This is a genomic window from Paracandidimonas lactea, from assembly GCF_021653995.1.
Taxonomy (GTDB): domain Bacteria; phylum Pseudomonadota; class Gammaproteobacteria; order Burkholderiales; family Burkholderiaceae_B; genus Allopusillimonas; species Allopusillimonas lactea.
The window spans coordinates 177325-192865 of sequence record NZ_JAJJOZ010000008.1 but is presented as its reverse complement, the minus strand read 5'-3'; the positions used below and the strand labels follow the sequence as shown (position 1 = coordinate 192865).

General features: G+C 61.6%; 16 protein-coding genes. 5 read left to right on the top strand and 11 right to left on the bottom strand.

Annotated elements, in window-relative coordinates:
• Positions 1-18: 18 nt before the first annotated feature.
• Together uxuA and LOL23_RS15100 are read right to left on the bottom strand one after the other, a co-directional pair.
• Positions 19-1089, bottom strand: coding sequence for a mannonate dehydratase (uxuA, locus tag LOL23_RS15105; protein ID WP_202411560.1), 1071 nt, complete (start codon positions 1087-1089; stop codon positions 19-21).
• Between the two features lie 43 nt (positions 1090-1132).
• On the bottom strand, positions 1133-2590 hold the full coding sequence (locus LOL23_RS15100) for a mannitol dehydrogenase family protein (protein WP_237173818.1): 1458 nt from the start codon (positions 2588-2590) through the stop codon (positions 1133-1135).
• Positions 2591-2702: 112 nt separating this feature from the next.
• On the opposite strand from LOL23_RS15100, the gene LOL23_RS15095 reads away from it, so the two are divergent.
• Entirely contained in the window at positions 2703-3416 is a 714-nt protein-coding gene (locus LOL23_RS15095) for a GntR family transcriptional regulator (RefSeq protein WP_160975836.1), read from the top strand.
• Between the two features lie 75 nt (positions 3417-3491).
• On the opposite strand, the gene LOL23_RS15090 is transcribed toward LOL23_RS15095, so the two are convergent.
• The gene (locus LOL23_RS15090) at positions 3492-3995 is read right to left on the bottom strand and encodes a hypothetical protein (RefSeq protein WP_160975834.1); all 504 of its coding nucleotides are present in this window, start codon (positions 3993-3995) and stop codon (positions 3492-3494) included.
• A gap of 400 nt (positions 3996-4395) precedes the next feature.
• Here LOL23_RS15090 and LOL23_RS15085 point away from each other — a divergent pair, with 400 nt between their 5' ends.
• Positions 4396-4611, top strand: a complete 216-nt coding sequence (locus LOL23_RS15085) for a DUF1059 domain-containing protein (protein WP_160975832.1) — start codon at positions 4396-4398, stop codon at positions 4609-4611.
• Between the two features lie 209 nt (positions 4612-4820).
• Positions 4821-6056, top strand: coding sequence for a TIGR03862 family flavoprotein (locus LOL23_RS15080; RefSeq protein WP_160975830.1), 1236 nt, complete (start codon positions 4821-4823; stop codon positions 6054-6056).
• Positions 6057-6158: 102 nt separating this feature from the next.
• Here LOL23_RS15080 and LOL23_RS15075 read toward each other — a convergent pair whose 3' ends face one another.
• The 8 genes from LOL23_RS15075 to LOL23_RS15040 form a co-directional block, all read right to left on the bottom strand.
• Complete coding sequence (locus LOL23_RS15075; RefSeq protein WP_160975828.1) at positions 6159-7013, bottom strand: cytochrome c; 855 nt, start codon at positions 7011-7013, stop codon at positions 6159-6161.
• A gap of 162 nt (positions 7014-7175) precedes the next feature.
• On the bottom strand, positions 7176-7799 hold the full coding sequence (gene leuD / locus LOL23_RS15070) for a 3-isopropylmalate dehydratase small subunit (protein WP_160975826.1): 624 nt from the start codon (positions 7797-7799) through the stop codon (positions 7176-7178).
• Positions 7796-9205 (bottom strand): 3-isopropylmalate dehydratase large subunit, encoded by a 1410-nt coding sequence (gene leuC / locus LOL23_RS15065; RefSeq protein WP_237173817.1) that lies wholly within the window; start codon positions 9203-9205, stop codon positions 7796-7798. The genes leuD and leuC overlap by 4 nt, the downstream gene beginning before the upstream one ends.
• 1 nt (position 9206) lies before the next feature.
• A complete protein-coding gene (locus LOL23_RS15060) occupies positions 9207-10097 on the bottom strand; it encodes an isocitrate lyase/PEP mutase family protein (RefSeq protein WP_160975822.1) in 891 nt (296 codons plus the stop codon).
• Positions 10098-10106: 9 nt separating this feature from the next.
• Positions 10107-10871 (bottom strand): ABC transporter permease, encoded by a 765-nt coding sequence (locus LOL23_RS15055; RefSeq protein ID WP_160975820.1) that lies wholly within the window; start codon positions 10869-10871, stop codon positions 10107-10109.
• Entirely contained in the window at positions 10868-11695 is an 828-nt protein-coding gene (locus tag LOL23_RS15050) for an ABC transporter permease (protein ID WP_237173816.1), read from the bottom strand. Before LOL23_RS15050 ends, LOL23_RS15055 begins: the two co-directional genes overlap by 4 nt.
• On the bottom strand, positions 11692-12534 hold the full coding sequence (locus tag LOL23_RS15045; protein WP_160975818.1) for an ABC transporter ATP-binding protein: 843 nt from the start codon (positions 12532-12534) through the stop codon (positions 11692-11694). The genes LOL23_RS15050 and LOL23_RS15045 overlap by 4 nt, the downstream gene beginning before the upstream one ends.
• Positions 12535-12576: 42 nt before the next feature.
• The gene (locus tag LOL23_RS15040) at positions 12577-13554 is read right to left on the bottom strand and encodes an ABC transporter substrate-binding protein (protein WP_237173815.1); all 978 of its coding nucleotides are present in this window, start codon (positions 13552-13554) and stop codon (positions 12577-12579) included.
• A 96-nt stretch (positions 13555-13650) separates the two neighbouring features.
• Between LOL23_RS15040 and LOL23_RS15035 the strand changes: the two genes are divergently transcribed.
• Complete coding sequence (locus LOL23_RS15035; RefSeq protein WP_160975814.1) at positions 13651-14367, top strand: GntR family transcriptional regulator; 717 nt, start codon at positions 13651-13653, stop codon at positions 14365-14367.
• 197 nt (positions 14368-14564) lie between these two features.
• Positions 14565-15539, top strand: a complete 975-nt coding sequence (locus LOL23_RS15030; RefSeq protein WP_160975812.1) for a Bug family tripartite tricarboxylate transporter substrate binding protein — start codon at positions 14565-14567, stop codon at positions 15537-15539.
• Positions 15540-15541 lie beyond the last annotated feature (2 nt).

Below are 15541 nucleotides of genomic sequence, written 5' to 3'. Positions count from 1 at the left end.
GCTGACGAGGCGGCGCCGTCAAGCGGCGCCAGGCATGCCCTGAGACCTGGCTGCATACTTGCTGACAGCCTCCCAAAGCCCGTTGATATACACCGCACCAAGCGCGCGATCATACAACCCATAGCCAGGCTTGCCGGATTCGCCCCAGATCATGCGGCCATGGTCGGGGCGCACATATACCTCCCCTCCCACGTCGTGGTAGGCCTTCACGATTTCCGCCAGATCCAGCGAGCCTTCGCACGACAGGTGCGAGGATTCGTAGAACGTGCCATCGGGCTGCACCGACACATTGCGGATGTGCGCGAAGTGGATGCGGCCCATCCCGCCGAATTTGCGCACCAGAGCAGGGATGTTGTTGCACAGGTCCGCACCCAACGAACCCGAGCACAGCGTCAGGCCATTGCTGGGAGAATCGACAATATCCACCAATCGCTGCAAGTCATCGTGGTTTTTCACGATGCGGGGCAGCCCGAATATCGGGCGCGGTGGGTCGTCGGGGTGCATCGCCATGCGCACACCAGCCTCTTCCGCCACCGGGATGATCGCTTTCAGAAAGTATTCGAGATTGCGCCACAAGGCGTCTTCGTCCACGTTTTTGTATTCGTCGAGCAAGCCCTTGAGCTGCTCGGGCCGGTAGCTCGCATCCCAGCCCGGCAGCGAAATGCCCTGCTCCGGGTCTATGGCGGCAACCTGTTCCGCATCGAAGGCCAGGGTAGTGGAACCATCGGGCAGCACTTTGGCCATTTCAGTGCGTGTCCAGTCGAACACAGGCATGAAGTTGTAGCAAATCACCTTTACGCCGGCGGCGGCGCAATGGCGGATGTTCTGCTTGAAGTTCTCGATGTAGCGATCGCGCCCGGGTTTGCCCAGTTTGATGTCCTCGTGCACGGGCACGCTTTCCACGACCTCGAACTTCAGGCCCGCGGCTTCGATGCGGGCGCGCAGCGCCACCAGGCTGGCAATGGGCCATACCTCGCCAACCGGCACGTCATAAACAGCCGAAACAATGCCGTACATGCCGGGAATCTGCCGTATGTACGCCAGTTTCACCGGATCGGATTCTCCGTACCAGCGAAAAGTCATCTTCATGATTGCAACCAGTTAGTGTGTGAGAGACCGGCGATGCCGGTGTTCAGGAAATGGCGGGCGCGATGGCCGGATGGGCCGCCAACTCGCCGATGCGCCGCGCAAGCGCCGCCTTCAGTTCAGGTTGGGCACCCAGATCGCGTCCGAACATGGATTCGATGGACAGCAGCCCCGCCGCAAGCGCCTCCGTATCACCGCTGCGGCGCGCCGTCTCGAGCAGGCGAGCCGAAAGCGGGTCTTCAAGCGTAGTGCGCAGCCGGCCTTGCGCCACGCCGGACACATAAAGCATCCAGGCGGCCAATGCCGTGACGAGCGCGGGCGAATCCAGGCCTTGCGCAATGCGGTCGCGCAATGGCGCCAGCAGACGCTGCGGCAATTTCTGCGAACCGTCCATGGCAATCTGCGCTGTGCGATGCCGCAACGCCGGGTTGCCGAAACGCCGCTTCAAGCTCTGCACGTAGGCGGTGGCATCCAGGCCGCGCGGCGCCTGCGTGACCGCGCAGACTTCCCGCCATAAGGCATCGATAGCATCGACAATCATGGGCTCGACCATGGCATCGGCGACCGTCTCGCAGCCGCTCAGGCACGCGAGGTACGCCAGCGTGGAATGCGCACCATTCAGGCAGCGCAGCTTCATGGCCTCCCAGGCCTCAATGTCGTCCGAAAACACTGCGCCGCCGACGGTCCAGTCGGGACGCCCCATGGCGAAGCGATCTTCAATCACCCATTGGCTGAAGGGTTCGGTGACGATGGGCCAGGCATCGTGCATGCCCAGCAGCCCCTCGATGCGCGCGCGATCAGCATCGGTGGTTGCCGGCGTAATGCGATCGACCATGGTACAGGGAAAGGGAACCTCGGCTTCGATCCAGCGCGCTAGCGCTTCATCGCGCTGCCAGGCATAAGCCAGCACTGCGGCGCGTGCGCGCGTGCCGTTTTGCGGCAGGTTGTCGCACGACAGTACTGTGAACGGCGCAACACCCGCCGCGCGGCGACGCCTGAGGGCCTCCACGACGAGCCCGAGTATCGTCTCGGGAGCGTCAGGACGAGCGAGATCCGCGGCGACGTCCGGCGCTGTCAGCTGCAGCAGGCCGCTGGACGGGTCGAGATGGTAGCCCTTTTCGGTGACGGTCAGCGACACGATGCGTGTAGCGGCATCGGCCATGCGGGCGAGCAAGGCGAGCAAATCTCCCCGCCCGCCATACAGGCCGACTATTGAACCGATGACGCGCAACGCTTCCCCGCCGCCATCGATCTCGCTGAGCGTATACAGGCCGTCTTGCGGCTGCAGGGCCAGCTTCTTGTCGGCCGACATCAGACTGGCGCCAACAATACCCCACGCAAGATCGCCCGAGCGCAGCACTGCATCGGTGTAATACGCCTGGTGCGCGCGATGGAAGGCTCCACTGCCCAGATGCACGACCGACGCCTGCACACGGCTGCGCGGGTAGCTGGGCCGTGCGACCTGGACTGGCAAGGCAGCCAGGGTGGCCGCGCTCAATCGCATCTTGTCATCTCCGTTTTGTATGACATTCTTTTAACCTAACTAGTCAGACTAGTAGAACGGCATGGTAAAGTTTTTAAATGGAGAATGCAAGCCAATCCAGTCAAGGAAAAATATGGACGAAAACACTCTGGATTTTCTGCGCAAAGCACTGACATGGCGCCCCGACGCCGGCCCAGCGGGTACCGCGCTGTTCAACGCACTTTACGAATCCATCATCCAGGGGCGGCTGCGGCCGGGCCAGGGCTTGTCCGAAGCGCAGCTGGCCCAGCACCTGTCGATCAGCCGCCAGTTGGTGCGCGAGGCCTTCATCAAACTGGCTGAGCGCCGTTTGCTGGCCATCCTTCCACAACGAGGCACCTTCGTCGTGCGGGTGTCCCCGGCCCGCGTGCTCGAAGCGCAGTGGGTGCGCGAGGCAATCGAAACACGCATCGTTGGAGAAGCCGCGCGCCGCAACGACCCGGCGCTGGTGCGCACGCTGCGCGACTTGATCGCCCGCCAAATGCGCGTGCAGGCGGAAGACTACCCCGCCTTCCAAGAGCTGGACGACGCCTTTCACCGCACGCTTGCGCTGGCTGTGCATCACGGCTATGCCTGGGAGGTCATCGAGCAGTCCAAGGCGCAGACCGATCGGGTGCGCTACCTCAGCCTGGAATCACAAACGCCCTTCGAGTTGCTGGCGCGCCAGCATGGCCGCATCGTCGACGCCATCGAACAAGGCGACGAAAAGGCCGCGATGGCGGCCATGGGCGCGCATCTGCAAGTGATCCTGCGCACCCTGCCCGAAATCGTCAAACGGCACCCCGATCTGTTCGAGAAGGAAACATAATGCAATGGGCGGTCACGTGCGGCCGCGCGCCTGGTCAATCGCTCTGCCTTGCGGACAACGACGTATTCTATTTTTTCAAGGCGCGTATTTGCCGCCGCTGGTGAAATTCACACCCTGCATCTCAGCCGTGCAGCGCGAATTGCCGTAATACACGACCTTGCCGTCACGGGCGACGATCACAGCGGCATCTGTAGCCGAATATACCGACGCATATTCGTAGCACGTGTAGCCTTGGCTGTTGCCGGATTTTTCCTTGGGTGGCTCACCCATCGATTCGACAATAGGGCCAATCTCCTGACCAATCTCGACCTGGTTCATGATCGCCCTCAGCTTTTGCTGTCGTTCATCGGGCGCCTGCGCCGTTGCATCGTTACCCAACGTCTTGCGTGCTACGTCATAGCCCGCCTGGGCAACCTGTCCTACCATCGTCGGCGCACAGCCGCCCAAGGCAACCAACGCCCCCACCGTCAGCAGCCGTGCGACGGTGGTGTAAAACGAGGCATGATTTGATCGGGTCGCGGCCGCCCCGACGCGGTTTGATAGCGAATTCGCCTGCATGAAAATAGTTCGTGAGTACATGGGCACCGGCCGCCACCAGGCGGCAGGGCGCCGCCTTGATGACGACGCGTCCATGTTAGACGCTGCGGTGAATGCCTATGATGCGTCTGTTTCGATATTGAAACCATTGTTGACCCGCCGCTGTCCAGCGGGCTCGGCTCCGACGGCCGCACAATCTGGTGTGTATGAGGCAAACTGCCGTGCATGTGGCCACGCGTCCATCGCATGCCGTACAACCGCGGGCGCCTCGGGTTTGTTGCAATCTAATACAAACCATCCACAGGCCAATGCCCAGGCCTATAATTTTCAAAGCGATCCGGCATCGATGCGACGCGCCATCGGGCTGGGTATCGCAGGCGTCGCGCGTCTATATTTGTGCGCGCCGAGCCCCGCGCGGGCCAGCGTGCAAAAGGGGATCACCATGACACGCAAATTCGTCGATTGCCGCGAGTTTCCTAGCGAGATGAATTGCTCGCTGGCCTTGTCGGCTGACTCTGAGGCGGAACTACTGGAGGCCGCCGTCCACCATGCCGTCTCCGTGCACAAGCACACCGATACGCCAGAGCTGCGCGCCCAAATCAAAACTTGCATGCACGAAGGTACACCACCCGTCGCCGCACCCGCGCGCGCGGCGTGATCACTCGCCTGGTGCGGGGCTGGCCGCCGGCACAGCCACCGCACCCGTCGTGCATAAGGCCAGACGGCGGGATCATTCAGCACGCCGCAATGGCTTCACGCCGCCATACGACAGCGATGTGCCGCACGCGGTAAAATCGCTGCCCAGGCTACGCCAAGGCCACACACCTGTCGGCCACACTTCTCTCCACTTTTCCCTCACCCCTGCCCATGTCTTCTCATCCTGTCGCGGTAATCGGCGGCGGCCCCGCCGGCCTGATGGCTGCCGAAACGCTCGCCGCAGCAGGCCTGCGCGTCCACGTCTACGACGCCATGCCGTCCATTGGCCGCAAGTTTCTCTTGGCGGGCCGCGGCGGGCTCAATCTCACCCACAGCGAACCGCCCATGGCGTTTGTATCGCGCTACGGCGAAGCAGCCGAACTGGTGCGGGATTGGCTTGCCGTCATGGACGCCAGCGCGCTGCGCACTTGGGCACATGGTCTGGGCATTGAAACCTTTGTCGGGTCCTCGGGGCGCGTTTTCCCGCAAGAAATGAAAGCCGCGCCGCTGCTGCGCGCCTGGCTGCGCCGGCTGCGCACAGCGGGCGTCCAGGTACATACCCGGCACCGCTGGACAGGCTGGGCTCAAGACGGCACCCTGATGTTCGAGACGCCGGACGGCACGCAGTCGCATCGCGCCGATGCCGTGGTGTTGGCGCTGGGCGGCGCCAGCTGGCCGCGCCTGGGTTCAGATGGCACATGGCAGGAGACATTGGCAGCCCGCGGGGTACAGATCACGCCGCTGCAACCCTCCAACTGCGGCTACACCACGCGCTGGACGCCTTATTTTGCCGAGCACTTTGCAGGCCAGCCGCTAAAGTCAATCGCAATGGCGCCGCCGGGCGAGCCCATGCGGCGCGGCGAGTGCATGATTACGCGCGACGGACTAGAGGGCGGCCTGATCTATGCGTGGTCCGCTGCGCTACGCAACGCGCTTGCGGCCGACGGTGAAGCGGTTATGCATATCGACTTGCTGCCCACACACAGCATCGACCAGGTACGTGCGGAAGTATCACGGCCCCGCGGCGCACGCTCGTGGTCCAGCCACCTGGCCGGCAGGCTGGGCCTGCGAGGCGCCAAGCTCGGTCTGTTGCGAGAATGCACACCAAAGCCGGTATTTGACGATCCCGCCACACTGGCCGCCGCCATCAAATCCCTGCCCCTGACATTGACGGGGGCACGCCCGATTGCCGAAGCCATCAGCACTGCGGGCGGCGTAAGCGCAGACAGCATCAATGACAACCTGATGCTGTCCGCCCTGCCCGGCTATTTCTGCGCCGGCGAAATGCTGGACTGGGATGCCCCGACAGGCGGCTACCTGCTGACCGCCTGCTTTGCCAGTGGCAAGGCCGCTGCACAAGGGTTGATGCGTTGGCAGCAAAGCCAGCCGCCGCGCAGCGGCACATAATCCGCCAAGGTTCGCAGCCGCACAGAGGCAAGCCTCGTCGCCGGGGCGGCGATACAACTCACGCCGTCATCGACAGCCGCGACACAGCAGCCACAACACCTATCACTGCCGCGGCGGCAGCGACCGCAAATAGGCAACCAGGGCAGCCATGTCCGCGTCGTTGATGTTCTTGTACCAGCCGAAGGCCATCGGCGGCATCAGGTGCCGCCCGGTGGGTTGCACACCCTCGCGGATCGCCGCAATGATCTGCGCATCGGACCAGCCACCCAACCCTTTTTCGCTCGATGTCAGGTTGCTGGACACGCTAACGCCCCAGGGCCCCTTGAACAGCTGGCCACCCGCGCCAGTGCGCGACTCCACCAACACCCCTTTGCTGTCGCGCGGCGTATGGCATTCCATGCAATGGCCGATCTGAGCCAGATACTTACCATAAGCAACCCGATCGCTTTGTGGCGGCGCACCCACCTTTCCAACGGGTGGCCCATAATTGGCAGGCAGCGGCATACGGTACACCGATTTCTCGACCACATGGTGCACGGGAGGTTGGCTCTTCAAGTAGGCAATCAAGGCAGCCAGATCATCATCGGAGATATGTCTGTAAAAGCCCACCGGCATGGGCGGGCCAATAAGCGAGCCATCCGGCCGCACCCCCTCGCGTATGGCGCGGGCAATCTGCGCATTCGTCCAGTTGCCGATACCGGTTTCCTGGTCTGGCGTGATGTTGGGCGCTATCGCCGTGAATGGCGCCTCATCGAAGCGCATCCCGCCCGATAAGCCCTGCTCGAACAGGGGCTGCCCCTGCGGCCCGCGCGCAATATGACAATTACCGCATGCCACGACCCCGTTCATCAAATAGCGGCCGCGGGCTAGCAGCGCATCGTCAGACTGGGCGATCACGCTTGCCGATATGGTGATCGAAACCAGCCCTGCCGCAATACTTGCACAGAAGAATTGCATGATCGCCTCCTGGAGGGATTGTGCAAATCTACGCTCCCTTCCGCACGGCACATATCATTCGTTTGCGTTAATACAAACGGTGGAAGCGATCACGCTAAACACTAAACACCCAAGTTCAAATCGTGCCGAGAGGGGTACCGCCCCGTGCCGCCCAAGGCCGATTCATGCCTGCACAGACACCACGCCATATGCCCAGGGCCGCGATACCCTGTCGCGGCTCTGGAACGCTTTGATTTCCGCAGCATGCTCAAGCGTACGGGCAATATCATCCTGGCCAGCCAGCAGCGCGAGCCGAGCGTGTTCGGCCACGGTGAAAGCCGTGTCGAGAACCCCGGAACACGTCACCAGACGCTTTTCAAGATCCACCCGCATCCGCGCGCCCTGTTCCGCCGCATACGCTAGTTGGTGCACCTCGGCTTCAGGAAGAGCAACAGGTAACAGCCCATTCTGAATGCAGTTATTGAAGAAAATGTCGCCGAAACTGGGCGCAATGATGCAGCGTATGCCACACTCCTCCAGTGCCCACACCGCCATTTCGCGCGAGCTGCCGCAGCCAAAATTGCGACCGGCAATCAATATACTGGCTTGGGCATGCGGTGCACGGTTCAGTACAAACCCAGGATCGGGCTCTCCCTCCTTCGTATAGCGCCAGGTTTCGAACGCCCATGGGCCAAGCTCGCCGCGGCTCAACTGGGCAATGCGTTCGATCCGGATGATCATGTCGGTATCGATATTGGCACGCAGCAATGGAGCGGCGTACCCTTCGCAAACGGTAAAAGGCTTCATGCGCGCCGCTCCAGCATATAAGGTGCAGCCAGGTGGCCTGCCACAGCACTGGCCGCCGCAATCGCCGGGCTGGCCAGATGCGTCAACGCCCCCGGCCCCTGCCGCCCCACAAAGTTCCGGTTCGACGTGGAGACGCAACGCTTGCCGGGCGGCACCATGTCTCCATTGGCGCCAACACACATGGAGCAACCCGGTTCACGCCACTGGAATCCGGCGCCCGTAAAGATGCGATCCAGCCCCTCGCGTTCCGCTTCTCGCTTGATTTGCTGCGAACCCGGCACCACCCAGCCCGTCGTACCTGCAGCGATGCGCCGCCCACGCAGCACGCGCGCCGCTTCGCGCAAATCGGACAACCTGCTGTTTGTGCATGAACCAATAAACACATGGTCGATCGGTATGGACGCAATACGCTGCCCCGGCACCAAACACATGTAGTCAAGCGCGCGTTGCCAGGCTTCCCGGCGGGCAGGCTCGCGCTCGCCGGCAGGGTCGGGCACGCAAGCATCAATAGTAGCCGTATGCTCAGGGCTGGTGCCCCAGGTCACCGTGGGCCGGATGGCTGTGCAGTCGATCTCCAGCTCTCGATCGAATCGCGCGTCCTCCTCTGAAGCAAGTGCCGTCCATGCCTCCATCGCCTGCGCCAACAGTGCACCTTCAGGCGCATACTCTCGGCCGGCCACATACTTGAATGTGACCTCGTCGGGCGCGATCAACCCCATGCGCGCACCCAGCTCAATTGATAGGTTGCACAGCGTCATCCTGCCCTCCATGTCAAGCGCGCGTATCGCCCGCCCCGCGTACTCAACAGCGTAGCCCGTACCCGCCGCAGCGCCCAACGCCCCGATCACATGCAAAATGATGTCTTTCGCGCTCACGCCTTCGGGCGTGCTGCCGCGAAAATTAATGCGCAGCGTCCCGGGCCGTCGCTGGCGTATGGCCTGCGTGGCCAGCACATGCGCCACTTCGGACGAACCGATGCCCCATGCCAGAGCGCCGAAGGCGCCGTGGGTGCAGGTATGGCTATCTCCGCAAACCACGGTCAGGCCGGGCAGCGTCAGGCCCAACTCGGGTCCGATCACATGCACAATACCTTTGCGGCCGCCATCCGCATCGAACAGCTTGATACCATGCTCAACCGCCAAGGTGCGCATAGCATCGATCATCTTCGTGCTCCATGCCTCATCGCCATCACGCGCAAGCGGCCGCGTCGAAGTGACGTGATCAAGGGTGGCAAACGTAAGCGCAGGTGCATGCACACCCAGGCCGTGCCGCATCAGCGTGCGAAGTGCATCCACACCGGTCAGCTCATGCATCAGATGCCGATCCACATGCAGCAGGCTGACGCCGCCCGGCAATACTGCAATCTCATGCGCATCCCACACCTTGTCGAACAGCGTGCGCGCCATCTCAGCCTTCCTGCCCGGCCGATGCGTGACGTTGTTCGAACTCCCACACTTCGTGAAAACCCACGAGTTCGTGCAGTTGATCCATCGTGTACATAGGCACTGGTAGGTCGATGGTATGGCCACGCGCCGACAGGTGCCGATAGCCTTGCGCCAGCGCAGCTGTCGCGACAGACATGCCCAGCGCAGGATAGATCGCGACGTTGAATCCCCATTGCCGCAGCGTTTCAGCCGGCACCTCGGGTGAACGGCCTGTGGGCACGATGTTGGCCAATAGCCAGTACGGAATCTCGCCGCCGATGCGCCTGAACTCTTCTTCCGTCTCGGGCGATTCCACAAACACGATATCGGCGCCTGCCTTGCCAAATGCCTTGCCGCGGATAATCGCTTCATCCAGCCCCAGGCTGGTGCGGGCATCGGTACGGGCAATGATTAGCGTCTCCTCGCTGCGCCGCGCCTCCACCGCCACCTCGATTTTGCGCAGCATGTCGGGTAGCGGTATGACCCGGCGGCCGGCTGTGTGCCCACACTTCTTCGGCATTTCCTGGTCTTCGATCTGTATGGCCTGCACCCCGGCCGCTTCGTAGCCGCGCACTGTATGCCGTACATTGATCAGACCGCCGAAACCAGTGTCGGCATCGGCAATGAGTGGCTTGCATATGCCGCGCGCGATGGTGCCCGCGCGACCCACCATGTCGGAGTAGGTGACTAGACCGGCATCCGGCAGGCCGAGGTGGGAAGCAGACACGCCATAGCCCGTCATGTAGAGCGCCTTGAAGTCAAGCTGGTCGGCGACAAGCGCCGAGAACATGTCGAAGACGCCCGGAGCGATAACGAATTCGTCGTCCGCGAGCGTGCGCCGCAGCGTCTGACCTTTGCTGGCCTGATTGTCCATAGTATTCCTCTACGATAAGGTTCCACGCCGCAGCCGGCGATCCCAGCGCAGCAGCGCTATGCTGACTGCGGTGGCAAACACGAATAGCATCAGCGCCAGTGCCATGATGGTCGGCGGGTTGTGGCGGTCGATCGCCAGCATAAGCAGATGGCCAATGCCCCGCTGCGACGCAAACATCTCACCCAGCAGCGTGCCCAATAGCGTGAGCGAAAAGCCGATGCGCAGCCCTGCCACAATTTCAGGTACGGTGGCGGGTATCAGTATGTGAACGGCAGCCTGCCAGGGCGTCAGCCGATGCGCGCGCGCAGACCGCAGCAGTACAGGCTTGATGTTGCGCACCGCCGTCATCGTGAAAATCATGATCGGGATGATGCCGTGTATCACGCCAAAGGCGATCTTGGCGGAGATCCCCAAACCGAACATGAGCAGAATGATGGGATAAAGCGTGATCTTGGGAATGGAATAGAGGGCGATCAGGATGGGCTCCATGACGTCGCCAGCCAGTCTGCGGGCGCCCAGCGCCAGCCCCAGACTCACGCCGCCGGCCACTGCCAGGGCCAATGCCGCGGCAAATGCCTTGCTGGTTTCAGCCAGGTGTGCGCCGAAGTCGGGGTCGGCCAACTCGTCCCGTAGTTGTACCAGCGTGCGCCACGGCCCCGGTAGCGCATCGGGCCCGAGCGGCAATGACGCCACTTTCCATACCACCAGCACGCCAAGGACCAGGATGAACGCATCCACAGCCTTGCGCCGCCTATCCCTTCTCGCTGGGCTCATACACCCTCCTTCAGCACCCTGCGCTGGTATAGCCGCTGTTCGGCAGTATGCAGCATCAGGTTGATGGCACCAATGAACAGCAACAACAGGAGCATCAAACCGTACATGGTCTGGTTATCGAAATTGTTGTAGGCAAACGCGATTTGATAACCCAGGCCCGCGCCCGATAGCAGGAATTCGCCGCCGATGACGGCAATGAAGGCGTACACAATCGCCAGCTTCACTCCCGTAAAAATGAAGGGCAGACTGGCCGGCAGTTTGATCAGCCAGGCTTCTTGGACACGCCCCATGCGCAGAACGCGCGCCGTGCGCAGCAACACTGCGGGGATGCGTTCCAGGCCATTGAGCGTGTTGACGGCCATGGCCACAATGGCAAACAGAAAACCCAGCACGATCAGCGGCCAGCGGTTCAGCCCGAACAGCACAATGAGCATCGGATACAGCACAAAAATGGGTACGGCGTAATAAGACAGCAGCAGCGGATCCAGCACCCTGCGCAAGCGCGGTAGCCGGTACAGCAGCAGGCCGGACAAAAAGCCACCAGCAATCGCCAACACCACAGCCGTTGCCGCCGACGACAGCGTCAGCAGTATGTCTTCGTTATAAGTGCCGGAGCTCAGGATATGCCAGGCGCTCGCTGCCATGCTGGAGGGCGGAATGAAAGAGATGGGATCGATCCAGGCCAGCCTGCTGGCCGTTTCAAGCATGAGGATGGCGGCCGCTACGAACAGCAGCCGCAAGAGTGCCACGCGATGACGCCGCCATCGGTCGAAGCCGGTCTTGTACATCTGCCCGCGCACGCTTTCGCGGATGGCGGGCGTCATGGCCGCGCCCCGAGCGACTTGAGCGACTCGCCGCGCAGCTTACTCCATATCTGCGATTGCAATGCCCCGAAACGAGGATCAAGAGCAGTCTCGCTACCGCGCTCGCGACGCCAGCCGGTCTCAACGATATCGATGAAGGTACCTGGGCGCGCCGACATTGTGCCTACGCGATCCGAAAGCATGACCGCCTCGTCGATGGAGTGGGTAATCAACATGATGGTCGAACCCGTTTCGCGCCACAGCTTGAGCATCTCTTCACCCATCAGCAGGCGTGTCTGCTGGTCCAGGGCGCCGAACGGCTCATCAAGCAGCATGAGCCGCGGCCGCGTCACCATCGCCCGCGCAATGCACACGCGCTGCCGCATACCGCCGGACAACTGCGCCGGATAGGCGCGGGCAAAACCACCCAGCCCCATGAACGCCAGGGCATGATCGACGCGCTCGCGTACCTGCGCTTCCGGCAGCCCTGCGCGTCGTGCACCAAAAGCCGCATTATCGAACACGGTCATCCACGGAAAACTGGCGTCTTCCTGGAAGACAACTGCCACACCATCCGGCACTTGGCCATTGACTGCGGCGCCTTCGAACAGAATCGTCCCGCTGGTAGGCCCCGCCAGACCAGCAACCAGGTCGAGCAGCGTCGATTTACCACAGCCAGAAGGGCCCACAACAGAAAAGAACTCGCCCTTGCGCAGCGTGAGGCTGACAGGGCCCAGCGCATGCAGCGGCTCGTCACGCTCGCGCGTAAAGATTTTGGTGACGGCTTCAACGCTCACGTGCGCCGGCGCATCCGACAGCGCGGCGTGCGTCAGTGAAACGGAATGCAAACTACTGGCCATGGTTGGACGCCCTCGCTCACTTGCCAGGTTGTAATGCCCTACCTAGTTGCTGCGCTGATCGGCCGGAAGCAGCGATTCATTCACGATCGCTTTCCAGTCAAACGGGCCTTCGTCTATGGCCTTGACCAGCACCAACCCTTTGAGCATTGTGTCCATGCCTTCGTAGTCCAGCCTGCCGGGGCTCCAGTACACCCTCTTGGCAGACATGATGTTGCGAATGGCAGCCTTCGTGATGGCCGGATCCATCTTGTATTGGCGCGCCAGAATATCGCCGCCCTCCTCGGGATGGGCCAATAGATAATCCACACCCTTGCGCCGGCCCTCGATAATCGCCTTGATGGTTTCCGGGTGCTCCTTCAAATAATCTGTGCGTACGATACCGACGGTCTGCGTCATGTGCGGAATTTCATCGCCTGAGCGAAACACAATCTTGAGGTTGTCTTTTTCCCGACTATAAATAGGCTCAGTCATATAAATGACATCCACCCCGCCTTCGCGCAAGGCGGTATACGCCGAGCTGAGGCTACCAACCGTCTGACGATTGACCTTATCCAGCAACTTGCGGCTGCTTAAGGCAATGGTAGACACCATATCCGTGACTGACTTGGGGCTGCTGTACCCCAGCTTCTTACCCGCCAGGTCTTCAATCGACTTGAGCGGCGAATCTTTCAGGGCCACCCAAAAATTGTCGGCGAGACTGACCACGCCACCGTGGACAATGGTGAGCTTCACCCCTTGCTTGATGGCGGCAATGGCCGCCGGCAGTGCCACTTCGCCGTAGGGGATATCGGCGGCCAGCGCATTTCGCACGGTGGTACCGCCACCCTTGGAGGTAATGAATCCGGTGACATCCACCCCCGCGCCTTTGAAATAGCCTTTCTCCACAGCCACCGCAAACGGCGCGCCGTACATGCCGTCCGCCCAATGCGTGACGGTGAGATTGACGGCGGACGCCGATCCACAGGCCAACACAGCCGAAAACAACAGACTGCGCGCAACAGCTTTGCATAGAAGCTTCATGCTTGTCTCCTCTTAGTATCGTATAGTTTTGTCCTACACTTTTGTTGTTGACTATAATGGCATTTGCGCAGCACGTCCAGTAAGCAAATATCAGATATGGCAAAAACTCAATCAGATGCCCCCGGCCCCGAAGCCACTGCCCGCAGTGGCGACACGGTCGAACGCGTGGCGGCTCTGCTGAAGGAACAAATTCTCGACGGCACGCTTGCGCCCGGCCAACGGCTTATCTCACGGGACCTAGTCGAGCAGCTTGGTATCAGCCGCGGCCCCCTGCGCGAGGCCTTCCACCGCCTGGCGGGCGATCGGCTGGTGACACTAGTTCCCAATCGCGGCGCCGTAGTGCGCAGGCTGTCCCGTGACGAAGTTGTCAGTCTGTTTCAGATTCGCGAAGCCCTTGAAGGCCAAGCTGCCCGGCTCGCCGCTCGCAATATCGGGGGCACGGGCAACAGAGCCTTGCTGGAAGCCATGCTGGAAGAAGGCAAAGATCTCGCGTTGCGGCTCGACATGCGGCGCTTCATCACCTACAACCGCGCCTTTCACCAGGCCGTTGTGCAGGTCAGCGGCAATCAGGAGCTCGCCATGCTCATCGACCGCTATCAACTGGCGGTCTTCATGACACAACTCAAGCGTGTCGTGGGCGCCGACGCCATCATCAAAACATCGATTGCCCAGCACGACGCGATTGCCCGCGCCATCCTCGCTGGCGATGCAGAGGCCGCCTATGCGGCCATGAGCAGCCATCTCTGGCATTCCGCCACAACCATGCTGGAACGCGAAGCGCTGCAAGCACCTCGTCGGCTGCGTCGGGCCTGAGATCGCATCCAGACACGACCGCTGGTGCCGCGCCCGTAAACGGCTGAACAGCCAGATTGTCGACGCTTCGCCGAGCGTATGCACACATACTAAACGTCGGCGCTCTTGCGAACATGCGGGCATACAGGTAGAACGCGTACATGTAGAATTCCGATGGAAAGCGGTCCTTAAACCGGAAAACACCAAGGAGACACTACATGGCAATCACTTTCGTCCGTCGTCTTTTCATCACCGGCATGATGCTGGGCTCTGCGGCAGCGGTATCCGCAGCGCAATGGCCCGATCACACGGTGCGTGTCATCGTGCCCTATTCGACGGGCGGCGTCTCCGACGCGATAGGGCGCGCAATCTCTGAGCATTTGGGCGAAAAACTGGGTGCGCCGTTTGTGGTCGAAAACAAAGGCGGCGCGGGCGGCACCCTTGGCATGGCCGAACTCGCCAAGGCCAAACCCGACGGGTATACGCTGGCCTTCTCTGCCGTCAGCCCGCTTACGCTGTCTCCCCTGTTCAATCCAGTTCAATATGACCCGGCCAAAGACATTATTCCCGTGGCCCGCGTCATGGTGTCTCCGGTGCTGCTGCTGGGCACCAAGTCATTCAGCGGAAAAACCGTCGGCGACGTCGTCGAGATGTCCAAGAAAGATCCGGGTGGCTTGCGCTGGGCCACATCCGGCCAAGGCTCCCTGGGCCACCTGATGATGGAGCAATTTCAGGCAGCCACTAAAACCACCATGACGCACGTACCCTACAAAGGCAGCGGCCAGCAGCTTACCGATGCCTTGGGCGGCCAGTTCGAGCTGGCGTCAATGAACGTCAGCCCCACGCTGACCTCGCACGTCACCGCAGGTACCTTGCGCCCTCTGATACTGGCGGCGCCGCAGCGCCTCGATTCCCTACCCGGCGTGCCTACGTTTACCGAGCTTGGCTACCCTAAGGCAAACATAATGTCGGTGTTCGGTTTCTTCGCGCCGGCCGGACTGCCAGCCGAAACCCTGGCGCGCATCAATGCGGAAGTGAACGCAGCGGTGCAAAGCCCCAAGGTGCAGAAACTGCTGAAGGACAGCGGCAACGTGCCTGCAACCGGCACCCCGAACGACTTCGCGGCACAGATGCAGGACGAGCTGAAGGCAAACACCGAGTTGGTGCAGGCTGTGGGGCTGTCCAAGAAGTAAAC